The sequence below is a fragment of the Devosia sp. genome, assembly GCF_036676215.1.
In the GTDB taxonomy this organism is placed as follows: domain Bacteria; phylum Pseudomonadota; class Alphaproteobacteria; order Rhizobiales; family Devosiaceae; genus Devosia.
Genome location: NZ_JAKFDJ010000160.1, coordinates 18,123 through 41,459, shown reverse-complemented (window position 1 = coordinate 41,459; position 23,337 = coordinate 18,123). Strand labels below are relative to the sequence as shown.

Annotated in this window: 23 protein-coding genes; 10 read left to right on the top strand and 13 right to left on the bottom strand. The window is 64.4% G+C overall.

Annotated features, from left to right (window positions below; all coding sequences use genetic code 11):
- Positions 1-559: 559 nt before the first annotated feature.
- Both V6M52_RS13700 and V6M52_RS13695 read left to right on the top strand, forming a co-directional pair.
- A complete protein-coding gene (locus V6M52_RS13700; protein ID WP_332701420.1) occupies positions 560-1,396 on the top strand; it encodes a thermonuclease family protein in 837 nt (278 codons plus the stop codon).
- Positions 1,397-1,401: 5 nt separating this feature from the next.
- Positions 1,402-2,868 carry a M48 family metalloprotease gene (locus V6M52_RS13695; RefSeq protein WP_332701419.1) on the top strand — a complete coding sequence of 489 codons (1,467 nt, stop codon included), beginning with the start codon at positions 1,402-1,404 and terminating at the stop codon, positions 2,866-2,868.
- Here V6M52_RS13695 and V6M52_RS13690 read toward each other — a convergent pair whose 3' ends face one another.
- From V6M52_RS13690 to V6M52_RS13670, 5 genes are all read right to left on the bottom strand, one after another.
- Positions 2,869-3,057: a Flp family type IVb pilin gene (locus tag V6M52_RS13690; protein WP_332701418.1), complete on the bottom strand. Its 189-nt coding sequence runs from the start codon at positions 3,055-3,057 to the stop codon at positions 2,869-2,871.
- Between the two features lie 18 nt (positions 3,058-3,075).
- Complete coding sequence (locus V6M52_RS13685; protein ID WP_332691067.1) at positions 3,076-3,483, bottom strand: (deoxy)nucleoside triphosphate pyrophosphohydrolase; 408 nt, start codon at positions 3,481-3,483, stop codon at positions 3,076-3,078.
- Entirely contained in the window at positions 3,480-4,226 is a 747-nt protein-coding gene (locus V6M52_RS13680) for a GNAT family N-acetyltransferase (RefSeq protein ID WP_332701417.1), read from the bottom strand. The genes V6M52_RS13685 and V6M52_RS13680 overlap by 4 nt, the downstream gene beginning before the upstream one ends.
- Before the next feature lies 1 nt (position 4,227).
- Positions 4,228-5,460: a bifunctional glutamate N-acetyltransferase/amino-acid acetyltransferase ArgJ gene (gene argJ, locus V6M52_RS13675; protein ID WP_332691073.1), complete on the bottom strand. Its 1,233-nt coding sequence runs from the start codon at positions 5,458-5,460 to the stop codon at positions 4,228-4,230.
- Between the two features lie 497 nt (positions 5,461-5,957).
- Positions 5,958-6,197, bottom strand: coding sequence for a hypothetical protein (locus V6M52_RS13670; RefSeq protein WP_332691076.1), 240 nt, complete (start codon positions 6,195-6,197; stop codon positions 5,958-5,960).
- Positions 6,198-6,295: 98 nt separating this feature from the next.
- Here V6M52_RS13670 and V6M52_RS13665 point away from each other — a divergent pair, with 98 nt between their 5' ends.
- The gene (locus V6M52_RS13665) at positions 6,296-6,904 is read left to right on the top strand and encodes a TetR/AcrR family transcriptional regulator (protein ID WP_332691079.1); all 609 of its coding nucleotides are present in this window, start codon (positions 6,296-6,298) and stop codon (positions 6,902-6,904) included.
- 168 nt (positions 6,905-7,072) lie between these two features.
- Here V6M52_RS13665 and V6M52_RS13660 read toward each other — a convergent pair whose 3' ends face one another.
- A complete protein-coding gene (locus V6M52_RS13660; protein ID WP_332701416.1) occupies positions 7,073-8,005 on the bottom strand; it encodes a peptidylprolyl isomerase in 933 nt (310 codons plus the stop codon).
- 389 nt (positions 8,006-8,394) lie between these two features.
- On the opposite strand from V6M52_RS13660, the gene secA reads away from it, so the two are divergent.
- Positions 8,395-11,142 (top strand): preprotein translocase subunit SecA, encoded by a 2,748-nt coding sequence (gene secA / locus V6M52_RS13655; protein WP_332691085.1) that lies wholly within the window; start codon positions 8,395-8,397, stop codon positions 11,140-11,142.
- A gap of 57 nt (positions 11,143-11,199) precedes the next feature.
- Here secA and V6M52_RS13650 read toward each other — a convergent pair whose 3' ends face one another.
- From V6M52_RS13650 to V6M52_RS20005, 5 genes are all read right to left on the bottom strand, one after another.
- Positions 11,200-11,826: a hypothetical protein gene (locus tag V6M52_RS13650; protein WP_332701415.1), complete on the bottom strand. Its 627-nt coding sequence runs from the start codon at positions 11,824-11,826 to the stop codon at positions 11,200-11,202.
- A 172-nt stretch (positions 11,827-11,998) separates the two neighbouring features.
- A complete protein-coding gene (locus V6M52_RS13645) occupies positions 11,999-13,051 on the bottom strand; it encodes a murein L,D-transpeptidase family protein (protein WP_332701414.1) in 1,053 nt (350 codons plus the stop codon).
- 302 nt (positions 13,052-13,353) lie between these two features.
- The gene (locus tag V6M52_RS13640) at positions 13,354-14,307 is read right to left on the bottom strand and encodes an acetyl-CoA carboxylase carboxyltransferase subunit alpha (protein ID WP_332691094.1); all 954 of its coding nucleotides are present in this window, start codon (positions 14,305-14,307) and stop codon (positions 13,354-13,356) included.
- A gap of 171 nt (positions 14,308-14,478) precedes the next feature.
- Entirely contained in the window at positions 14,479-15,384 is a 906-nt protein-coding gene (gene xerD / locus V6M52_RS13635; RefSeq protein WP_332691097.1) for a site-specific tyrosine recombinase XerD, read from the bottom strand.
- Positions 15,381-15,596 (bottom strand): histidine kinase, encoded by a 216-nt coding sequence (locus V6M52_RS20005; protein WP_442881865.1) that lies wholly within the window; start codon positions 15,594-15,596, stop codon positions 15,381-15,383. Before V6M52_RS20005 ends, xerD begins: the two co-directional genes overlap by 4 nt.
- Positions 15,597-15,741: 145 nt before the next feature.
- On the opposite strand from V6M52_RS20005, the gene V6M52_RS13625 reads away from it, so the two are divergent.
- Positions 15,742-16,326: a shikimate kinase gene (locus V6M52_RS13625; RefSeq protein ID WP_332701413.1), complete on the top strand. Its 585-nt coding sequence runs from the start codon at positions 15,742-15,744 to the stop codon at positions 16,324-16,326.
- A gap of 2 nt (positions 16,327-16,328) precedes the next feature.
- On the top strand, positions 16,329-17,441 hold the full coding sequence (gene aroB / locus V6M52_RS13620; protein ID WP_332701412.1) for a 3-dehydroquinate synthase: 1,113 nt from the start codon (positions 16,329-16,331) through the stop codon (positions 17,439-17,441).
- Positions 17,442-17,479: 38 nt separating this feature from the next.
- Here the strand turns inward: aroB and V6M52_RS13615 are convergent, their stop codons facing one another.
- Together V6M52_RS13615 and V6M52_RS13610 are read right to left on the bottom strand one after the other, a co-directional pair.
- Entirely contained in the window at positions 17,480-18,235 is a 756-nt protein-coding gene (locus V6M52_RS13615; protein ID WP_332691106.1) for an alpha/beta hydrolase family protein, read from the bottom strand.
- A gap of 2 nt (positions 18,236-18,237) precedes the next feature.
- A complete protein-coding gene (locus V6M52_RS13610; protein ID WP_332691109.1) occupies positions 18,238-18,528 on the bottom strand; it encodes a BolA family protein in 291 nt (96 codons plus the stop codon).
- A 42-nt stretch (positions 18,529-18,570) separates the two neighbouring features.
- On the opposite strand from V6M52_RS13610, the gene V6M52_RS13605 reads away from it, so the two are divergent.
- From V6M52_RS13605 to V6M52_RS13590, 4 genes are all read left to right on the top strand, one after another.
- Positions 18,571-19,200, top strand: coding sequence for a J domain-containing protein (locus V6M52_RS13605; protein ID WP_332701411.1), 630 nt, complete (start codon positions 18,571-18,573; stop codon positions 19,198-19,200).
- A gap of 102 nt (positions 19,201-19,302) precedes the next feature.
- A complete protein-coding gene (cobS, locus tag V6M52_RS13600; RefSeq protein ID WP_332691115.1) occupies positions 19,303-20,286 on the top strand; it encodes a cobaltochelatase subunit CobS in 984 nt (327 codons plus the stop codon).
- A gap of 165 nt (positions 20,287-20,451) precedes the next feature.
- Positions 20,452-22,338 (top strand): cobaltochelatase subunit CobT, encoded by a 1,887-nt coding sequence (gene cobT, locus V6M52_RS13595; protein WP_332701410.1) that lies wholly within the window; start codon positions 20,452-20,454, stop codon positions 22,336-22,338.
- A complete protein-coding gene (locus tag V6M52_RS13590; RefSeq protein ID WP_332701409.1) occupies positions 22,335-23,324 on the top strand; it encodes an esterase-like activity of phytase family protein in 990 nt (329 codons plus the stop codon). The genes cobT and V6M52_RS13590 overlap by 4 nt, the downstream gene beginning before the upstream one ends.
- Positions 23,325-23,337: the final 13 nt, after the last annotated feature.

Genomic DNA, 23,337 nt, shown 5'->3' with positions numbered 1-23,337 from the left:
ACCGGAGCGATTTTGCCTTCGGCCAGCTCGAAGCCCACAAGGGGGAGGGTGTCGACTGCACCATCGAGCACAGAGTCTCCCACACCCAAGATCGTCACCCTCGGGCCTGACCCGAGGGCTCTTCACTTGCCGAACGTTGGATAGGTGCAGTCCCCTCGGGTCAGGCCCGAGGGTGACGACCGCGTTTGCTGGGGTGTGCGGCGGCCAGCACCAACTTATCCCCCTGCCCAAAACCCGTGGCACAATCCTCCCATCACTCCGCATGGGCGGCCTGCAGGCGAACAGTGGCGGGGTGAGCCGGGCGTGGTCTTTGCCTGCCGCGCAGGTTCGAGAGCCGGCTGCATCATGGCGAGCGTTCATGCTGCGCGACAACCGGTCCTGTCCCAAAAACCGGCACCCCGAGGCGACCATCGTCTCATTTTCTAAATTTACCAGAGGCGATAGCCGCCTCGGGGTCCGCTCGTACATGACAACCGCGCTGCAGGCGGCGCTTCGGCACGTCGCTTTTCGATCACAGCTTTGCGACTGTTCATCTTTTTTTGCCGCAATTGCGTGCAAGGTGAACGAACTCTTTCCGGGGCCTGATTTGCTCAATCTCAGTCTAGTTCGTCTTGCTGCGCTGGCGGCCCTGTCCTCCGTTTCGGTCGCGGCGCTTGCCTGCGAGAGCCTGCGCATGGAAGCGGGCGGCATCGTCACCACGGTGACCGATGGCGATACCGTGGTGCTCGATGACGGGCGGGTGGTGCGCATGATCGGCACCCAGGCGCCCAAGCTGCCGCTGGGGCGTGACGGGTTCGAGACCTGGCCGCTGGCGCCCGAGGCCAAGGCGGCGCTGGAAGAGATCGCGCTCAACCGGCCGGTGCGGCTGGGTTTTGGCGGCGAGGCAATCGACCGCTATGGGCGGGTCCTGGCCCATGTCTTTGTCGATGGGCCCGAGGGCGAAGTCTGGGCGCAGCGCGCCATGGTGGGGCAGGGGCTGGCGCGGGTCTATTCCTTTCCCGACAATCGGGCCTGTCTCGAATTGTTGTTTGCGGCCGAAGGCCGGGCGCGGCTGGGCGGGCTTGGCATCTGGGCCGATCCCTATTACAGCACTCGTGCGGCGGACGCGCCCGGCGACTTGCTCGCCCGGGCCGGCCAATATGAACTTGTCGAAGGCAGGGTCCTGCTCGCCGAACAGAAGGGCGGGCGGGTCTATCTCAATTTCGGCCGGTTCTGGAAGGAAGACTTCACCGTCGTGATCGAGGCGCCGGCGCTGCGGATTTTCGCCAGCGCGGGCATGGATCCGCTGGTGCTTGAAGGGGCGCTGCTGCGCGTGCGCGGATGGGTGGACGATCGGGATGGTCCGCGCATCGAAGTCACTCATCCCGAACAGATCGAGGTTCTGGCGCTACGATGACGGGTATGGGGCAGATCTCCAGGGGATTCCGCAATGGCCTTTTGGCCGTGTCGCTGCTGGCGCTGAGCGGCTGCACTGTCCTGACCGGGCCCAATGTCGCTGTCCGCCAGACGGGCGACAATCCTGCGCCCACCGTCGTGCCCGAGGGCACCGATCCCGAAGATGTGGTGATCGGCCGCCGCGAGCATCCGCGCATAATCGCGGCCTATGGCGGGGTCTATTCCGACCGGCCGGCCGAGATCATGGTGGCGCGCATCGTCAGCCGGCTCCTCGCCGCTGCCAACCAGCCCAATGCGCAGTTCCAGGTCACCATTCTCGATAGTTCCGAGGTCAATGCCTTCGCGCTGCCGGGCGGCTATATCTATGTGACGCGCGGCATCCTGGCGCTGGCCAGCGATACCAGCGAGCTCGCCGCCGTCCTGGCGCATGAAATCGCCCATGTGACGCTGCGCCATGCGCGGGCCCGCACCGACCGCACCCGCACCACCGAAATCGTCGACCGGGTGATTACTGGCGTTTTTGGCGGCGATACCTCGACCGACGCGACGGCCAATCGCACGCGCGAATCGATGGCGGCCTTCAGCCAGAATCAGGAGCTGGACGCGGATCGCGAGGGCATCAAGTTTTCCGGCAAGGCGGGCTATGACCCCCAGGCCGCTGCCCGGTTCCTCGGCGTGATGAGCCGTTTTGCCAGCTTTTCGGCAGGCGAGGCCGGCGCCGACGGGTTTCTGTCCTCGCATCCCTCGACCCCGGCGCGCATCCAGAAGGCGGTCGATACCGCCCGCACCATGTTCGGCCAGGCCGCGCTCGAGACCGACCGCGCCGGCTATCTCGCCTCGATTGCCGGCCTCACCTTCGGCGACAGCCCGGCGCAGGGCTCCATTGTGGGCCGGCGCTTCATCCATACGTCGTCCAAATTCACCTTCACCGTGCCGGCCGGCTATACGCTGCAGAATTCGCAGAGCGCGGTGGTGGGCGTCGCGGGCGATGGCGAGGCAGTGCGCTTCGACAGCGCCGATGTGCAGGCCAATGTGCCACTGTCCGATTATCTCAAGTCCGGCTGGATTGCCGGGCTCAAGGCCGACAGCGTCGCCACGCAGAGCTTTAACGGCATCGACATGGCTTCGGGCCTGGCGCAGACCGACCAGTGGTTCTTCCGGGTTTCGGTGATGCGGCTCGACGGCCAGGTCTATCGTTTCATCTTCGCCGCCAAGGCCGACAGCGCCCGCTTCGCTCAGGGGGCCGAAGCGACGCTGCAGAGTTTCCGCCGCACCGAGGCGAGCGATCTTAACCAGGTGCGCAAGGTGGCGGTGCGCGTGGTTACAGCCAAGGCCGGCGACAGCGCCGATTCGCTGGCGCATCAGATGGCCGGGCTCAGTCGCGGCAGTGAGCTGTTCTATATCATCAACGACCTCTATCCGGGCGATGCGGTGGTGCCGGGGGAGAAATACAAGGTCGTGGTGTTGCAGTAGCTAGTCGATCTTGGCGGCCTGAGCGGCGATGACATTGCCGGCGGCGCCCGGGCCGGCACCCATCAGGTTCAGCAGGCCGTTGCCGAGGGCCATGAAGCTGACGATGGCGGCAACGGCGATCAGAGCCACGATGAGGCCATATTCGATGGCCGTGGCGCCGGTCTCGTCGGCGATGAAGGATTTCAACATGCTTGCCCCCAAGCCTGGTCAGAGCAGATCGCAGAGCGCGGCGATCAGCGGTTCGTCGGCCGGGGGCATGGGGTAGTTGCGCAGCTGCTGCGGGCGGACCCATTTAAGGGCCGTGTGTTCCCGCGGCTCTGGCACACCCTGCCACTTCCGGCAGGCGTAAAGTGGCATTAACAGGTGAAAATTCTCGTAAGAGTGGCTGGCAAAGGTCACCGGCGCCAGGCAGGCGGTCTTGGTGGAAATACCCAGTTCCTCCTCCAGCTCACGGATCAGCGCAGCTTCGGGGCTTTCGCCAGACTCGACCTTGCCGCCGGGAAATTCCCAGAGGCCGGCCAGCGATTTGCCCTCGGGGCGCTGGGCAATCAGCACGCGGCGGTCGACATCGACCAGGGCGCAGGCCACCACCAGCAGGAGTTTTGGATCGCTCATGCCGCCCCCGGAATGCGGTAGGTATAGTCGTATTGGTACTGATAGCCGAGCGAGGAGTAGAGCGCTTGCCCGGCCGGGTTGTCGGCCTGGACATTGAGGGCGGCGACTGTGGCACCATGCGCGCGGGCCCAGTGCAGACCGGTGCGCATCATGGCGGCGCCCAGGCCTTGGCGGCGCCTGAGGGCGTCGGTGACGACATTGCCGGTGATGACGATGCCGCCGGCGACGGCCATCAGTCCGGCGGCTACGGGTTCGCCGTCGCGATAGACCACGATGCCGGTCGAGGGCACGACAAAGGCCGCCAGCAGACTGCGCATCCGGTCAACGGTGGCGTCGCTGTAGCCCTGCAGGTGCTGCTGCGCCGCCAGGAAGGCCGGGTCGAGCACGGGAAACAGCCTTGCATTGGGATCGGGCTGCTGCTCGCGGAGTTCCATGGCGAACAGATGGCTCCGGTCGATGCTCTGCCAGCCGGCCTCATCGAGGGTCTCGATGAGCTCAGGGGCCGCCAGCGGGGTGATCCGGAATACCGGTTTGATGCCGCGGATGACCATCCATGTGCTGGCCGAGATGACGCGCAGATCGGCGTCCTCCCCATCGTCCGGGTCAAAGCACTGAACCGAATTTGCGCGCTTGGTATAGCCGCCAGCGGCGCGACGCACCCAGCTGCCGTCCCATTTGACTTCGATGCCGGGCCAGGCCTCAAGGCCTGCCCGCTCAAAGGCCTCGACCGTGGGCAGGATCATGTCAGCTCCGGTAGTCGCCGTTGATGGTGATGTAGCCATGGGTCAGGTCACAGGTATAGACGGTGGCCCGCCCCTCGCCGAGGCCGAGGCTCACGGTCAGTTCGAGATCCTCGCCCTTCATATAGGCGCTGGTCGCGGCCTCGTCGTAGACGGCGGCGCGTTCGCCATCCCTGGCGACCAGCAGATCGCCGAAGCGGATGGCGAGCTTGTCGCGGTCGGCTGGCTCGCCCGCCTTGCCCACGGCCATGACGACGCGGCCCCAATTGGCGTCCCCGCCGGCAATGGCGGTCTTGACCAGCGGCGAGTCTGCAATGGACTTGGCGATGCGGAAGGCGCTGGCATCCGAAGTGGCGCCCTCGACATGGATGGAGACCTGCTTGGTGGCGCCTTCGCCGTCGCGCACCACCTGGATGGCGAGGTCGAACAGCACGTCCTTGAGCGCCTCGCCGAAGATTTCGGCGCGTGGATCGTCAATGCTCTCGATCGGGTCGACGCTGGCTTTGCCGGTGGCAAAGGCCAGCAAGGTATCCGAGGTCGAGGTGTCGCTGTCGACGGTGATGGCGTTGAAGCTGGTCTGGGTATGCTTGGCGAGGAGGGCCTGCAGCACCGGAGCGGCGATGGGCATGTCGGTGACGACGAAGCTCAGCATGGTGGCCATGTCGGGGGCTATCATGCCGCTGCCCTTGGCGATGCCGTTGATCCTGACCTCGACGCCATCGATGTCGAGCGTCGCGCCATAGAGCTTGGGGAAGGTGTCGGTGGTCATGATGGCCTTGGCAGGGTCCATCCAGGGGCCGTCGCCGAGCCTTGTCGCCATGGTGTCGAGCACGCCGGCAAACTTGGATGCATCGAGCGGTTCGCCGATGACCCCGGTCGAGGCGAGAAAGATTTCGGACGGGGCGCAGCCCAGCGCCTTGGCGGCATAGTCGGCGGTGAGCGCGACGCTCTGCTGGCCCTTGCTGCCGGTAAAGGCATTGGCATTGCCCGAATTGACCACGAGCCCACGCGCTATGCCGCTGGGCAGGTTGGCCTTGCACCAGTCGACCGCGGCCGAGGAACATTTGGACCGGGTCAGCACGCCCGCCGCGGTGGTGCCGGCATCGAAGGCCATCAGCAGCACGTCGGTGCGGTTCTTGTATTTGATGCCGGCTTCCGCGGTGGCAAAGCGCACACCCGCGATCACCGGCAGGTCCGGATAGGATTTGGGAGCGAGCGGGGAAACCGGGTGGGCCATCTGCGTGTGCTTTCTGGTGGAAGCGAATTTCGGCCCCCGGTGTGCCTCAAAGACACGGCATTCGCAAGACGTGCCAAAGCGCCGCCTGTGATGCGGTTGTCGCTGGTCGAGCAATGGTGGCGAGGCGCTTGCCTCGATCATTGTTTGATAGTGAGGCAATTGCCTCGCCACCAAGCCGGGATTTTCGCGGGTCCTGGCCAGGCGCGCTGTCTTGCAAGCGCAGCTGCCGAATTTCCCCTGCCCAATGGGAGCGACCTCCCATCCCCGGCTGTCTGCCCGTGCATCACTCGTCATGACCGGCTCTGGCGTGAAGATGGGATTATTGTGCCTGAGGTTTTTGGAGCGGGGATAAGCTTGTGGTGGCGCCGGAAAGGCCAGCGGGAGTGGAGGCTTGGCCCCTCCCCTCAAGGGGGAGGGAGACGACTGGGACATCGAGGTGGGGAAGGCCCTGTTCAGGTTTTCAAACAGCTCAGCCGGGTGGCCCGCGATGGCGACTTCTAGGCCGCAACCGACTTCTTCTGGCCGGCAATGAACGTGCCGAAGTGCTTGCCGATGAAGGGGACGATCAGCAGGACGATGGTGGTCGCCATGAATGGCACCAGTACCAGGCTGCGCTGCCACATTTCCCAGCCGGGGGTCAGCGGCATCAGGATATAGAGATAAAGCGTCACCACGGGATAGACGAAGACCGTCATCACGAGGGCCATGCGGAGACGGGAGGCGAGGGAGGGTTGCATTTGCAAACTCTATTGAAACGGTACGTTTCGTTATATAACGGAACGGCACGTATCGTTCAAGTCCTTTGCGGGAAGATTCTTTTCGGCCATAAGAGTGCATGAGCGAAGACAAGACCGATATCGACGCGCGCCGCCGGTCCATTGGATCGCGCCGCAATCCCGACACCGAGGAAGCCATCCTGGCGGCGGCCGAGGCGATTCTGGATGAATCGGGCCTAGCCGGGTTTTCCATAGAAGCGGTGGCGCGGCGGGCGCGGGCGGGCAAGCCGACCATCTATCGCTGGTGGCCGGACAAGACCGCGCTGCTGCTGGCGGTCTATCACCGGCAAAAGCCGGCAGTGGTGCATGCCGATAGCGGTTCGATCGAGGAGGATGTGGCGCAGTTCTTCGTGCATCTGCTGGGCCACTGGGGCGGCACGGGAGCGGGCGAAGTGTTCCGCTATCTGGTGGCCGACGCGCAGAGCAATGCGCGAACCGCCGAAACCCTCAGCGAATATGCGGCGGCGCGGCGGAAGCAGACTGGCGCCCTGTTTGCGCGGGGACAGGCACGTGGCGAATTGCGGGAGGATGTCGATCCGGAACTGGCTGCCGAAGTGATCTCGGCCGTGGCCTGGCAGAGGCTGCTGACGGGACGAACCGCGATCACGCTGGACGAGGCCCGCAAGATAGCGCGTCAGGTGGTGCGGGGGCTGCTGGCGGCGGGATAGGGACTGATCGAATATTGCATTGTTGACCTCTCCCCTGGAGGAGAGGTTGGCGCGTAGCGTCGGGTGAGGGGCCTTCCACGAGCTCTACGCCCAGGAAAAGCCCCCTCACCCGACCCAGGAGGGTCGACCTCTCCCCAAGAGAAGAGGTGAGAAGGGTTAGGGCACGACTTACTGCGCCGGGGTTTCTTCGGCGGCGTCGGTTTCAGTCTGGGCGTCGACCGCCGCCTTGAGCGCGGCATCGGGGATGTCGATGGCGACGCCTTCCATCAGCCTGGCGACGGTTTCATCGAAAGTGGTCATCAGCCGCTGCTGCTGCAGCTGGGCGGCGACCTGCTCGAAGGCCGGCGGCGCGGACTGGCGCTTTTCCTCAAGACGGATGACGTGCCAGCCGAACTGGGACTCTACCGGGGCCGAGACCTGGCCGATATCGGTGAGCGCGAAAGCCGCAGCCTCGAAGGGCGCGACCATCATGCCCTTGCCGAAAAAGCCCAGATCGCCGCCATTGGCTGCGCCTGGATCGATCGACTTTTCCTTGGCGACGGTGGCAAAATCGGCGCCGCCATCGAGCTCGGCCTTGACCGCATTGGCCTCTTCCTCGGTGGGGACCAGGACGTGGCTGGCGCGGATTTCGTCAGCCGGCACGAATTCGGCGACGAAGGCATCATAGTCGGCGCGCACGGCTTCTTCGGTCACCGAATTGGCGATGGTCTCGGCAAAATAGGCGCGACGCAGGGCGCGGTCCTCAAGATAGGCGAGGCGCTGCTGGAACAAGGGGGTGTCGGCCATGCCCGCATCCTGGCCAGCCTTGGCCATCACCTTCATGTCGATGAGCACGCGCAGCAGGAACGGCTTGCGCTGTTCCGGGGGCATCTGGCTGAGCTCCTGGGTCAGGTCCTCAGCGGCAAAGCCCAGATCGGCCTCGGTGATCGGCTCGCCGCCGACGGTGGCGACCACGGTGTCGGGCGAAACAGGGGCAGCTTCAGCCGCCGGCGCTTCGGCGGCGGGAGCGGCATCCTGTGCGATTGCCGGGGCCAGTGCGCCAGCGGCAAGGATCAGCGCAAGGACGCTTGTCCGGGCAAGGCGCAACGAGGAAGAAATCATGGATCGGTCTCCTGGGCCGGCGCTTTTACTGTGCGTCCTGGCTCGTTGATAATCGGCAAGGCGCGCGCTGGCGATGCCTGGCGCGGGTTCCGGGCCTGCCCTCACACACCAACGGGGCCAAAATGTGCCGCGCCGCGCCGATGAGCAACCAATGGCCGAAAAACCCGTTTCTGCCGGGATTTCCGGCAGGGCCACGGAGGTGTGGCCCATTTCGGCGACGTTGACAAGACAAGGACCCGCTCTTACATCTCAGCCGCTTTTTCCGCCGCCTGGCGGGATACCAGAAATTCAAAAGCCGGAAAGGCTTTCTCATCGCGTCGACGCGGCCTAACGGGCCTAATGCGCAGCTCACTCGCCGCACCCCGATGAGTCATAAAAGGACCTAACATATGGCACTTGCCTCGCTCGCCCGGCGGATCTTCGGTTCTCCGTCAGATCGGCACGTCAAGCGCTTCCACGGCAAGGTGGCAGCGATCAACGCGCTCGAGCCGGAGCTGGAAAAGCTCAGCGACGACGAGTTGCGTGCCCGCACCATTGCGTTCAAGGCGCAGCTCGAAAAGGGTGCCGATCTCGACGATCTGATCGTGCCGGCCTTCGCCACCGTGCGCGAGGCAAGCAAACGCGTGCTCGGCATGCGCCATTTCGACGTGCAGCTGGTCGGCGGCATGGTGCTCAATGACCGTGCCATCGCCGAGATGCGAACCGGTGAAGGCAAGACGCTGGTGGCGACCCTGGCGGTCTATCTCAACGCCCTCAAGGGCGAGGGCGTGCATGTGGTGACGGTCAACGACTACCTGGCCCGCCGCGACGCCGCCTGGATGGGCCAGATCTACAATTTCCTCGGCCTCACCTATGGCATCATCGTGCATGGCCTGACCGATGCAGAGCGCAAGGCGGCTTACGCTGCTGATATCACCTACGGTACCAACAACGAATTCGGCTTCGACTATCTGCGCGACAACATGAAGTATACGCGCGCCCAGATGGTGCAGCGCGGCCATGCATATGGCATCGTCGATGAAGTGGACTCGATCCTGATCGATGAGGCGCGTACGCCGCTGATCATTTCGGGTCCGTCCGATGACCGGAGCGAACTTTATCTCAAGCTCGACGAGCTGATGCCGATCATCGAGGAGGAGGATTTCGAGCTCGAAGAAAAGCATCGTGCCGCCACCTTCACCGACCAGGGCATCGAAAAGCTCGAGGCCAAGCTGGCCGAGGTTGGCCTGCTCAAGACCGGCTCGCTCTATGACGTGGAAAACGTCGCCCTGGTGCACCACGCCAATTCGGCGCTGCGGGCGCACAAGCTGTTCCGCAAGGACAAGGACTATATCGTCCGCAATGACGAAGTGGTGATCATCGACGAGTTTTCCGGCCGCATGATGCCGGGTCGCCGCTATTCGGAAGGCCTGCATCAGGCACTGGAAGCCAAGGAACGCGTCAAGATCCAGCCGGAAAACCAGACGCTGGCCTCGATCACCTTCCAGAACTATTTCCGTCTTTACAAGAAGCTGGCCGGCATGACCGGCACGGCGGCGACGGAAGCGGAAGAATTCGCCGATATCTACAAGCTCGACGTGGTCACTGTGCCGACCAATGTGCCGGTGGCGCGCGTGGACGACGAAGACGCCATTTTCCGCACGGCGGCCGAGAAGTTCGACGCCATCGCCGACTTGATCAAGCAGTGCCAGGATCGTGGCCAGCCGGTGCTGGTGGGTACGACCTCGATCGAGAAGTCGGAAATGCTGGCCGAGATTCTGCGCCAGAAGAATGTCGGGCAGATGAATGTGCTGAACGCACGCCACCACGAGCAGGAAGCCTTCATCGTCGCCGATGCGGGCCTGCCGGGGGCCATCACCATCGCCACCAATATGGCGGGTCGCGGCACCGATATTCAGCTGGGCGGCAATCTCGAAATGCGCATCCAGCGTGAGACCGAGGGTCTCGAAGGGGAAGCGCGCGAGCAGAAAATCGCCGAGATCAAGTCCACCATCGCCGCCGACAAGGCCAAGGCGCTGGCCGCGGGCGGGCTGATGGTCATCGGCACCGAGCGGCATGAGAGCCGTCGCATCGACAACCAGCTGCGCGGTCGTTCGGGCCGCCAGGGCGATCCGGGCCATTCGGCCTTCTTCCTGAGCCTGCAGGACGACCTGATGCGCATCTTCCCGGTCGAGAGCATGGATTCCATGCTGGGCAAGCTGGGGCTGGAACAGGGCGAGAGCATCACCCATCCGTGGGTCACCAAGGCCATCGAGCGGGCCCAGGGCAAGGTCGAGGCGCGCAACTTCGACATCCGCAAGAACATCCTCAAATACGACGACGTGATGAACGATCAGCGCAAGGTGATCTTCGAGCAGCGCATCGAGATGATGGATGCCGAGGATGTCAGCGAGACCGTCGTCGACATGCGCCATGACGTGGTGGACAACATCGTCGCCAAGGCGATCCCGCCGCGCTCCTATCCCGAGCAGTGGAATGTCGAGCAGCTGCAGGCGGCCGCGCGGACCTATCTCAATATCGATGTGCCGGTGCAGGAATGGGCGGCCGAGGAAGGCATCGACCCCGAAATCGTGACCGAGCGACTGATCGCAGCGGCCGACGAGCATGCCAGGGCCAAGGAAGAGCGCACCATCGCCGCCATGACCGCCAATGGTGCCGCCAACCCCACCATCATGCGGCAGGTGGAGAAATCCATCCTGTTGCAGTCGATCGACGGGCTGTGGCGCGATCATCTGGTGACGCTGGACCACCTCTCCAAGGTGGTCGGCTGGCGGGGCATTGCCCAGCGCGATCCGCTGACCGAATACAAGCAGGAGGCCTATGAGCTGTTCCAGGGCCTGCTGAACAACCTGCGCGAGCTGGTGACCACCCAGCTCAGCCATGTGGAGCTGCAGCCGCGGCCGCTGGCGCCGCCAGCGCCCGATCTCAGCCGCTTGCAGGAAACCCATATCGACCCGCTGACCGGCGAGAATGATGCCGATGCGGGGGGCGAAGCCATTGCCGGGGCGCTGGGCGCCGTGGGCGGCGATCCCTCGCTCAAGCCCATCGATCCCCAGCTGTTGGTCGGCGTGTCGCGCAATGCCCCGTGCCCCTGCGGCTCAGGCAAGAAGTTCAAGCACTGCCACGGCGCGTTCTAGACGCGCGCGAAAGCGGAATGAACAAAGGCCCGGAGCGATCCGGGCCTTTGTTTTTGATCAGCAGGTCACCCGGATCTCGGCAAAGCCGGTCATGCCGTCCTCGCCGGCGGATACGACGCCGATCATGCAGGCGGTGCCGGGCAGGCCGATATTGCCGCCCGAGGCGATGATCGTGCCGTCGGCCAGCGAGAGGAAGCCGTTGTCGACGGCGCCGATCTCGACGCTGCCGGCAATGCCGCAGACCGGGTAGCTGTCGCCGGAGGTGACGAGGAAGCGGGTGCCGGTAGGCAGACAGTCACCGTCCGAGGCGACAGGCTGGGCGGGGGGCGGCGTGAACCCTGTCGTGGGGGTGGCCTGGTCCGTCGCATCGCCAGGCGCGACGATCGAGTTGCGCCAGTTCTGTTCGAGAATGGCTATGCGGTTGGACAGGTCGAGCAGGCCGCCATCGCTGCCCGTCGCCGTGTCGCCGGCCAGGTTCCGCTGGCCGTAGAGTTCCAGGCTCAGGCGGAACTGGGCGATGTCGGTGGAGATCCGGGCGATGTCGCGCTGCGTCTCGACATAGACCCAGGCTGCGGCGCCGATAGCGGCAATGCCGACCAGACCCACGACGAAGCTGAGAATGTTGGCCAGCGGCAGGCGGCGAGCGGGTTTGCCCAGCGCAGGGGCCCTGGATGGTTCCGCCATGGCCTTGGGTTCACTCTGGACGGCAGGTGTCTCTTCCAAAGCGAACTCTCCGTTGCGGCAACCTGCCCAGGTGCTGACATCGCTCGCGATTGCGGCCCAGATATGGTGCGCGCTCGCCGCCATTGCATCCCCGTTCCCGGGCGATGGCAAGGCGCATGATGTCCGGTGGTCGCTAGGGGCGCTGGAGCCTTGGCATCGGCTTGGGCGCGGGCTTGCCGCTCATCACCGGCACGACATCAGCATCCTTGCCGCCGAAAATGCTGCCGAGGCCGCCGAACAGTCCGGAGACAGCGCCGTTGATGGCTTCGCCGCGCTCCTTGGCTGCCGCCTCGGCTGCGGCCTGCCGCTCGGCCTCGGCGGCGATGCGGGCAGCCTTCTGGGCCTCGCTCTCGACGGCGCTGGCAAAGGCCATTTCATCGGCCTGCTGTTTTTCGGCCAAGGCGGCGATCTGCACCACGGCGGGACAGGGCCCCATGGGGTTGAGGGCGCCGCCGCTGCTGGCATTGAAGATATACTGGCGGTCGCACACGTCCCAGGCTGGCGGCGCCTTGGTCAGCTCGAACAGGTCGTGGCCTTCCTTGATGTCCTTCCAGAAGCTCAGATGCTGGCTCGAAGCCTGCTTGGCCAGATTGGCTGCCGTCATACGGAACGGAAAGATCTGCAGCTGGAAGCTGGGATTGCCGCCCCTGAAGGTTTCCCGGGCCAAACCATAGATTTCGGCAATACCCTCGTCGGTCATGGCGTAGCAGCCGCGCGAGGAGCAGTCGCCATGCACCATCAGATCGCTGCCAGTACGTCCGTGGACGCGGTCGAACTTGTTGGGAAAGCCGGTATTGAAGGCAAGATAATAGTTCGATCGGGGATTCATCAGGCCCGGCGTGATCGTATAGAAGCCCTCTGGGCTCTGCCGGTCGCCTTCCTTGACCTTGGGGCCGAGATCGCCCGAATAGGCGCAGATCTCGTAGCTCTTGAACATGCGGAACTGGCCCGCGCTCGTCCGCTTCCAGACTTCGAGGGTCTGTTCCTGCTTGAAGATGCGGATGACCATGGCCTCGCCGGGCGAGGAGCCCATATTGCGCAGGCCGGCCTGGGTCACGCTGGACAGCGGCTGGTTGTGGCGATTGTCGTTGCTCTTGGGCAGAAAGCCGCCACAGGCGACCAGGCCAAAAGCCACCCAGAGCAGGATCAGGGCCGAGGAGAGCTTGCGAAGGAAAGTGGCGGTCAAGATCGTCAGCCCGGTGCAGAACAATGGAGCGGTGACCCATAGGGCCAGGTGGTTACCGCAGCATGAGAATTGCTGGTGAACGAACCATTACCATGCGGCAAAATCGGCTGGAAGCGGGGTCATATCACGCGAGTGTGTTGGTTTATTACCTCTCCATGAGCGGAGGCGGATAGGAGCACCCCCTCCCGGCCTCCCCCTGAAGGGGGAGGGGCCGTTCGGTGAATTGGGGACAATTGGAGACGAGCACCAGCCAGGTTCCTCCCCCTTCAGGGGGAGGTTTAGGAGGGGGTGCCGCTCAGGCTCTAGAGCGCGCTGCCGATCGCCAGGAACTTTTCGCGACGGTGTTCGCGGGTTTCCAGGCGCCCGCGGCCGCCGAAGTCGGCGAGGAAGCTGGAAATGGCGCCGCTGGTGGCCTGCATCACCGCCTCGTGGTGGCGATGGGCGCCACCAGCGGGTTCGGGGATGATGCCGTCGATGACGCCGAAGCCGAGCAGGTCCTGCGCGGTGATCTTCTGGGCAGTGGCCATGTCCTGCGCCTTGGCGGCGTCACGGAACAGGATCGAGGCGCCCGCTTCAGGGGAAATCACAGAATAGATGGCGTTTTCCAGCATCAGCACGCGGTTGGCCACGGCAATGGCAATGGCGCCGCCCGAGCCGCCTTCACCGATGACGATGGCGATATTGGCGACGCCCAGTTCGAGGCATTTCTCGGTCGAGCGGGCAATCGCCTCGGCCTGGCCGCGCTCTTCGGCGCCGATGCCGGGATAGGCGCCTGCGGTATCGACGAACGAGATCAGGGGAATGTTGAAACGGTCGGCCATGTCCATGATGCGGACGGCCTTGCGGTAGCCCTCGGGGCTGGCCATGCCGAAATTATGCTTGAGCCGGGTCTCGGTCGAGCTGCCCTTTTCCTGGCCCAGAATGGCGACGGACTGGCCATTGAAGCGGCCAAAACCGGCCTGCAGGGCTGCGTCTTCGCGATACTTTCGATCACCGGCAAGGGGCGTCCATTCGGTAATCAGCTTGCCGACATAGTCGGAAAAATGCGGGCGCTGCGGGTGGCGCGCCACCTGCGTCTTCTGCCAGGGGGTCAGGCGCTTGTAGATCTCGATCAGCGCCTCGTCGGCGCGGCTGGAGAGCCGGTTGACTTCTTCGTCGATGCTCACGGCCTGATCGGTCGCGGCCATGGCCTTGAGCTCGGCGATCTTGCCCTCAAGATCGGCTACCGGCTTTTCAAAATCGAGATAAGACTGCATCCCACCCGCCCGTTAGGGGTCTGTTTTACGGACCCTATCATAAGGCCGCTGCTGTTGCGCCCCAAAGTGGCCGGAAAGTGGCGATGGCGCAACAGCGAGTCAAGCTTTCGGCGGCCGTATAACGCAGTGCACCGCGCAATGCTAACAGTCTGTTACTCGATTGGGAGGCGGTTAACCCTCGCTGAGCGGATGGTGGGTCTCCACCAAGGTGCGCAGCTTTTCATCCAGCACATGGGTATAGATCTGCGTGGTCGAGATGTCGGCGTGGCCGAGCAGCATCTGCACGACGCGCAGGTCGGCACCGCCGGCCAGCAGATGGCTGGCAAAGGCGTGGCGGAGGACATGCGGGGCCACCCGCGATGCGGTGATGCCGGCGCGGCCGGCGAGGCTCTTGAGGTCGCGCGCAAAGACCTGACGCGACAGATAACCTTCGGCGCCCGTTGCCGGGAACAGGAAGGGGCCGGCTTCGAGCGTCGCGACATAGGTCTTGATGGCGTCGCGGGCCCGATCGTTGAGCGGCACGACGCGCTCCTTGTTGCCCTTGCCAGTGACCGTCAGATAGCTGGTGTCGCGCATCACCGCCGAGCGGCGCAGGCTCACCAATTCGCTGACACGCAGGCCGGTGGCGTAAAGCAATTCCAGCAGCACATAGAGCCGCAATGCCGCCGCCTGCTTTTGCGGCGAGGCCTCGGCATTGGCTTCGGCCTCGGCGGTAGTGAGCAGCCTGTCCACCTCGGCGATGGACAGAACCTTGGGCAAAGCGCGGCGGCTTTTCGGGCTGGCGACGATGCGGGTGGGGTCATCGCCGCGCATGCCATCAGCGCAAAGGAAGCGGTGAAACTGGCGGATCGCCGAGAGGCGCCGCGCCGAGGACGAGGCCGAAAGACCATCGTGGCGCAGGCGGTCGAGATAGGCGTTGACCGTTTCGCGCCCCACCGTCAGCAGGGTCTGCTGCCGGCCGGCGACATAGCCGGCATAGTCGGAAAGATCGCGGCGATAGGCGTCGATGGTGTTTTTTGCTGCGCCGCGCTCGGCGCTCATCATCTCGAGAAAGGCCCCGATGAGATGGCCGCTCATGGGCTGGCTTGTGCCGCCGCCGGCGCTTCTGCGGGCGACGGGGCCGAGCCGGGTAAAGCGGGTTGACCGCCCGAAAGCAGGTCGCGCGCCGGGATGCGGATGGTCACTTCCTTGGGCGTCGGCTCGACAAAGGCAATCAGCGCGACCATGCCGGCATAGACCAGCCCGGCCAGGAAAAGCAGCGTGATGATGAGGCGGATCAGGGTGGGCATGGCGGTCCGACGGTCAAACTATGAGCAATTTGACAGCAAAAGGTTTCGTTTCCGTAGGCATAGTGCGTTGTGGGGCGTCGGGCCGCAAGTTCTTGACAGGAGAGGTCGGGACGGCTTGATAGCGGCAATGTAAGGGGAGCGCCTTTTGAACCGACCGGACGCGGCATTGCGGCAGGCCCGCGCCGAACAGCTTGCCGAGCGGCTCGCCGGTAAGCCGCTGGTGCTGATCGGCATGATGGGGGCGGGCAAGACTACGGTCGGCCGCCGGCTGGCCAATCGCCTGGGGCGCCATTTTCTCGACAGCGACGAGGAAATCGAGAAGGCGGCGCAGATGAGCATTCCCGAAATCTTCGAGCAGCGCGGCGAACCCGAGTTCCGCGCCGGAGAGACCAGGGTCATCGCCCGCGTGCTCAAGGACAGGGACGTCGTGCTGGCGACCGGCGGCGGGGCTTTCGTCAATGGCGAGACGCGGGCATTGGTGAAAGCCGAGGCGATTACCGTCTGGCTCAAGGCCGAGGTGGATATCCTGTTCGAGCGGGTATCGCGCCGCTCCAACCGGCCTCTGCTCAAGACCAGCAATCCGCGCGCGACCCTCGAAAAGCTGATCGAGGATCGCTATCCCATCTATGCCGAGGCCGATGTCACGGTCATTTCACGCGACGTGCCGCAGGACGTGGTCGCGGGCGACGTGATCGATGCCGTGCTCGCCTATCTCCAACGCCAGGACTAACCATGGCCGACATTGCCCACACAGTTCACGTCGCCTTGGGCGAACGCGCCTATGACATCCTGATCGGCGATAGCCTGCTCGATGATGCCGGCTCTATCCTGGCCGAGCGCTTTCCGGGGCGTCGCTATGGCATCATCACCGACGAGACGGTCGCGCGGGCGCAATTGCCGCGCCTGCTGGCTTCGCTCGATGCAGCGGGGCTCGGCCATACCGAGATCGTACTGCCGGCGGGCGAGAGCACCAAGTCCTGGAATTTGCTCGGCCAGGCGGTCGAGGGCATTCTGGCGGCGCGGCTGGAGCGGGGCGATCTGGTTATCGCGCTGGGCGGCGGGGTGATCGGCGATCTCGCCGGTTTCGCCGCCTCGATTGCCCGGCGGGGCATGGATTTTGTGCAGATGCCGACATCGCTTTTGGCGCAGGTGGATTCTTCGGTCGGGGGCAAGACCGGCATCAATTCGCCGCATGGCAAGAATTTGATCGGCGCCTTCCACCAGCCCAAACTGGTGCTGGCCGACCTGTCGACCCTCGATACGCTCAGCCCCCGCCAGTTTGCGGCCGGCTATGCCGAAGTGGTCAAATACGGCCTGATCGACGATGAAGAATTCTTCTTCTGGCTCGAAGAGCACCAGGCCGAAATTTTCGCCGGCGGGCCGGCACGGGGCGAGGCCATTGCCCGCTGCTGCGCGCACAAGGCGCGGGTGGTGATCGAGGACGAAAAAGAGCTGGGCGTGCGGGCGCTGCTCAATCTGGGCCACACTTTCGGGCATGCGCTGGAAAAGGATACCGGCTACTCCGACCGGCTGCTGCATGGCGAAGGGGTCGCGGTGGGCATGGTGCTGGCGCATGGCTTTTCGGCGCGGCTGGGTCTGGCGCCAAGCCAGGACACCGGCCGCATCGCCGCGCACTTGCAGAAAGCGGGCCTGCCCACCATTTTGGCCGATATCCCCGGCGCGCTGGGCACTACCGAGACGCTGATGGCGGCCATCGCCCAGGACAAGAAAGTCTCGCGCGGCGCGTTGACCTTCATCCTGACCCGCGGCATCGGCAAGGCGTTCATCGAGAAGAATGTCGATCCGAAGGCGGTTGCGGCATTCCTGGATGAGATGCGGGGCTGAATCCGCTTCCCTTCTCCCGCGAGGGGAGAAGGGAAGAGCTACCCCAAAGTCCGCTCAAAAAACCCCAGCAGCTTTTCATGCATGTCGTTTTCGCTGGCGCTGTCGAGGTTGTGATCCTTGCCCTCGAAATAGTGAACTTCGGGGCTGCGCCCGGCAGCAATGAGACGCTGTTCGAGGCGGCGGGTCATTTCGACCGACCAAATCGTGTCGGCCGTGCCGTGGGCCATGAAGATCGGGGCGATGATCTGTTCGACCGCAAGGGGCGTCGAGGGCAGGAGATTCTCCGACGAGCCCTTCCAGGTCCAAGCGCGCTGGGCCGGGTCCCAGGCTCGCCAGCCGGGGTCGCCACTATCGCGCCAATAGGCAGCGTCAAAAGCGCCGCAGACGACATCGGGCGGGGCAAGAACCGCTATCGCGTCAGCGCCCTTCAATCCATCGGCCGCCATCAGCGTCGAGACCAGCAGGGCATGCTCCGCCCCACGGGAGACCCCGTAAAGCCCCAGTCTGTGGGCCGCAAAGGGGAAAGCCCGCAATGCTTCAAGGGCTTGAACCGTGCGGTCGAGCGGCACATCTTTGATCGAGCCGGCATTCCAACCATTGCCGTCGCGTGAATAGGTATGGGGATAGGCGAGATAGCCATGCGCCGCGAGAATTACCGCCATGCGGTGGCTCCAGCCGGCCCAGCCGCCTTCCGAGCCGTGCAGAATCATAATCGCGGGAAACGGCCCGTCGCCCGGCGGTCCATAGGTCGTGCCCCACTCGGGCAGCAGGCGGCGGATGACTTTTAGAGACATGGCTAAACCCGGTTGGGCAGTTCAAACGGCCCTTCGGCGGGCAGCACTTCGATGGCGAGGGCGTGGACACGGCCCTTGAGTTCGGCGTCCAGAGCGTCCATGACGGCACGATGTTGCGCGACGCGGCTCATCCCGTCAAAATGACGGGTCGCGATTCTGACACGAAAATGGGTTTCACCACCCTCGCGCCACCCGGCGTGGCCATGGTGCTGCATCGATTCGTCGATCACATCGAGGAAAGCGGGGGCAAACTTCTCGGTGAGCTTGGCGGTAATAGTGTCACTGGCACTCATGACGTCGGGCCTCTATATGGTTCAGGCATTTAACTAGGCGCAATGAAACTGCAATCCAAGCTCTTCGACACCATTCGCATCAAGCCGCGCCGGGAAGAAAAACCGGCGCCGATCGAGCACGTCTGTGACTGGGAAGGCTGCGAGCTGGCGGGTGAGTACCGCGCGCCCAAGGGTGCCCGCAACGAGGGGCAGTATCACCACTTCTGCCTCGAGCATGTCCGGCACTACAATACGGCGTTCAATTTCTTCGCCGGTATGGAAAAGGACGAGCTGGAAGAGGCGCTGCATACGCCGCCCAAGGCGGAGAGTCGCTCCAGCTTTGCCACCGGCAATCCGGGCACGCGCACTTCGCGTTCGGCCCAGACAGCTGGTCTGCGTCCGGGTGACCGGTTTGGCGACCCGTTCGGCGTGTTTGCCAAATATCGTCATCGGCAGTCGCAGAAGCCGGCCACCGAGCGCGTCAAGCCGCTGCATGAGCAGGACCGGCGGGCGCTGGAGACGCTGGGCATTATCGGGCCGGCCAAGTCGGACGAGATCAAGCGCGCTTACAAGACGCTGGTCAAAATCCACCATCCGGACGCCAATGGCGGCGACAAGGCCTCCGAGGAGCGCCTGCGCACCATCATCGCCGCCTATTCCCATCTCAAGAAAACCGGGTTCGTTGCAAAGTAGCCTTGAGGTTGGGGTGGCTACCGCCACCGTCACAATGCTGCTATAGAGCCCGCGACTTTTCTGCCCTCCCCGCCTTGATCCTTTCCCGCCAAGAGCTTTGCCATGACTGAGTATTCCAATCTGCCCGACACCGAATTTTCGGCCCGGGAGCTGTTCGGCATCGACACGGACATGAAGGTGATGGGTTACAGGGAAGCCAGCAGCCACGTGCCGCCGATCGACCCGAACTACCTGTTTGATCGCAACACCACTCTGGCGATCCTGGCGGGCTTTCAGTTCAATCGCCGCGTCATGGTGCAGGGCTATCACGGCACGGGCAAATCCACGCATATTGAGCAGGTGGCCGCCAGGCTCAACTGGCCGCTGGTGCGCGTCAATCTGGACAGCCATGTGAGCCGTATCGATCTCGTCGGCAAGGACGCGATCGTGCTCAAGGATGGCAAGCAGATCACCGAATTCCGCGACGGCATCCTGCCCTGGGCGGTGCAGAACAATGTTGCGCTGGTGTTCGACGAATATGATGCCGGTCGTCCCGACGTGATGTTCGTGATCCAGCGCGTGCTGGAAGTAGAAGGTCGCCTGACCCTGCTCGACCAGAATCGCGTCATCGTGCCCCACCCGGCCTTCCGGCTGTTCTCGACCACCAATACCATTGGTCTGGGCGATACGTCGGGCCTCTATCACGGCACCCAGCAGATCAACCAGGGCCAGATGGACCGCTGGAGCCTCGTCACGACGCTCAATTACCTGCCGCATGACAAGGAAGTGGGCATCGTTCTGGCCAAGAACAAAGCCTATGGCGAGACGGAGAAGGGCAAGAAGCTCATCGGCAACATGGTGCGCCTGGCGGACCTGACCCGCTCGGCCTTCATCAATGGCGACCTCTCGACCGTGATGAGCCCGCGCACCGTGATCACCTGGGCCGAGAATGCCTCCATCTTCGGCGGCGACATCGGCTTTGCCTTCCGGCTGACCTTCCTCAATAAATGCGACGAACTCGAACGCCCCGTGGTTGCAGAGTTCTACCAGCGCGTGTTTGGCGAGGACCTGCCGGAGAGCTCGGCGAATCTGGCCGTCACGGCCTGACGTAAGGCCCCCTCACCCGCCGCTTCGCGGCGACCTCTCCCCCAGGGGGAGAGGTAAGAGGCACCGAGCGCGCCACAACTTCACCTCTCCCTTCGGGGGAGAGGTCGGCCCAACGGGCCGGGTGAGGGGGCCTTCCTTCCCGGTCACAGAGTGAACCGATAGACCATGGCACAACCGCCGCGCAGCAAAGCCAACAAGCCCGACCAGACCCAGGTGTTCAAATCCGCCATGGGTGCGACGGTGCGCGCGATCGGCGCCAAGGCAGACCTGGAAGTCACCTTCACCTCCGACCGGCCGCTGCTGACTTCGGACAAGGCGCGGCTGGCCAACCTGCCGCGCCTGCCGACCCGGCGCGACATCGCCATTGCCCGCGGGCAGGGCGACGCCATGGCAATGCGGCTGGCCAGCCACGATCCCGATACCCACCGCAAGCGCTCGCCTATCGACCCCACGGCAAGGGCGGCCTTCGATGCGCTGGAGCAGGCCCGCGTCGAGGCTTTGGGCTGCGTGCGCATGCCCGGCATGGTCGGCAATATCGGCGAAATGCTGGAAGACCGGCTATTCCGCGCCAATTTCGCCGAAGTCGACAGCAAGGGCGATGCCCCCATTGCCGAAGCCCTGGGGCTCTTGCTGCGCGAGAAGCTGGCCGGCGTACCGGTGCCGCCTTCGGGCCATGCGCTGGTCGATCTGTGGCGCAAGGAGATCGAGGACAAGGGCGGCAAGTCCCTCGATGAGCTGCTGACACGCTACGAAAACCAGGACGAGTTTTCCAAGGCGGCCAAGGCGCTGCTGCGTGACCTCAATCTCGTACCCGAAAGCGAGATGGATTCCGATTCCTCCGACGAGGAGGAGGGCGACGACCAGGAGCCCGAGAGCGGCGACAGCTCAGACAAGTCGCCCGAACAGGGCGAAGGCGAGAACGACAGCCAGGATAGCGAGCAGGACGAGCAGGCCGGCGACAGCGAAGAGACCGGCGATGTCGACGGCATGGAATCGGACATGGCCGATAGCGACGAGGACGCCGCCGCCGAGGCCGGCGAAGACGCGCCCATGCCGCCGCCCGCCAAGGACGGCGGCACGCAGCTCTCCAACCAGTTCAACTACAAGGTGTTTACCCAGAAATTCGACGAGATCGTCAAGGCGGCGGATCTGTGCCCGCCCGATGAGCTCGATCAGTTGCGGAGCCTCCTCGACAAGCAGCTTGAAAACCTGGCCGGCGCCGTGGCGCGGCTGGCCAACAAGCTGCAGCGTCGGCTGATGGCCAAGCAGAATCGCAGCTGGCAGTTCGATCTCGAGGAAGGCCTGCTCGATACGGCGCGGCTCACCCGCGTGGTGACCGATCCGATGCAGGCCTTGTCCTTCAAGGTCGAGAACGACACCGATTTCCGCGATACCATCGTGACGCTGCTGATCGACAATTCCGGCTCGATGCGCGGTAGGCCGATCACCATCGCGGCGATCTGCGGCGATATTCTCGCCCGCACGCTGGAGCGGTGCGGGGTCAAGGTCGAGATCCTGGGCTTCACCACCCGCGCCTGGAAGGGCGGCAAGTCGCGCGAGGCCTGGCTTGAGGCCGGGCGTCCCGCCAATCCGGGCCGCGTCAACGACGTGCGCCACATCATCTACAAGTCCGCCGACGAGCCGTGGCGCCATGCGCGGCGCAATCTCGGGCTGATGATGCGCGAGGGGCTGCTCAAGGAAAATATCGATGGCGAAGCGCTGGAATGGGCGCGCAAGCGCCTGATGGCCCGCCACGAGGCCCGCCGCATCCTGATGGTGATTTCCGACGGTGCGCCGGTTGATGACAGCACGCAGTCGGTCAATGCCGGCAATTATCTTGAGGCCCATCTGCGCCAGGTGATCGAAGACATCGAGACCCGCTCGCCGATCCAGCTGGTCGCCGTCGGCATCGGGCACGACGTGACCCGCTATTATCGTCGCGCCGTGACCCTGCTTGATGCCGAGGAACTGGCGGGGGCGCTGACCGACGAACTGGCGGCGCTGTTCGACGAGGAAATGCCGGCCCAGTCGCGCCGGCGCGGACGCGGATGACCCGGCTCGGCGCCATCGCTGCGGCGCTGCTGGTGGGGACAATGCCCGCCGCGGCGGTCGAGGCGACGGTGACGGCAACGCAGGTTACCCAGTTCAAGGACAGCGCGGTCGGCCAGGTGGTGGACGGACTGGTCTTTCGAGGCGGCATAGCGCTGACCAGTCCGGACGACACCTTTGGCGGCCTGTCCGGGCTCACCGTCACCGGGCCCGACCAGCAGGTGGTCTTCGTCACCGACCGCGGCAATTTCGTTACCGGACAGCTGGCCTATGACAATGCCGACAGGCTGTTCGGCTTTATCGGGGTGGCCATCGAACCGATGCTCAACTCCAGGGGAGAGGTGTTGCCGCGCCAATATGCGCGCGATGCCGAAAGCGTCGATACGGTGCTGCGCGATGGGGCGCCGGTGGCGGTGCGGGTGAGCTTCGAGCATCTGACGCGGGTGGCCGATTTTGCGCTCACCAACGGGGTTCCGGGCGGCCCGGCGCGCGAGGTCGCAATCCCGGACTGGCTCACCGATCGCCGGACCAATGAAACCCTCGAAGCCGTGTGCATCGCGCCGCCGGCCTCCCCCATTGCCGGCTCGACCCTGCTATTGACCGAGGACTATCTCGACGAAGACGGCCATCACCGCGGTTGGCTGTTGGGGCAGAACGACAAGGGGCCGATCGCCTATCAGAACAGCCCGGTGGTGAACCCCACCGAATGCGCCTTCCTGCCCAATGGGGACCTGCTGGTGCTGGAGCGGGGCGTCTCGATGCTGAGTTTTGTAATGGAGCTGCGCCGCGTGCCGGCCGCCGAAGTGCGGCCGGACAATCTGATGGCAGGCGAATTGCTACTGTCGGCCAGCGGCGGCTCGATCGACAATATGGAATCGCTGACCGTGCACACCGCGCCCGACGGCGAGCTGCGCATCCTCATCGGCTCGGACAATAACTTCAACGACTGGCAGCGCAGCCTGCTGCTGGAATTCGCCCTGGTGGAATAGGTCCCGAAGTCGG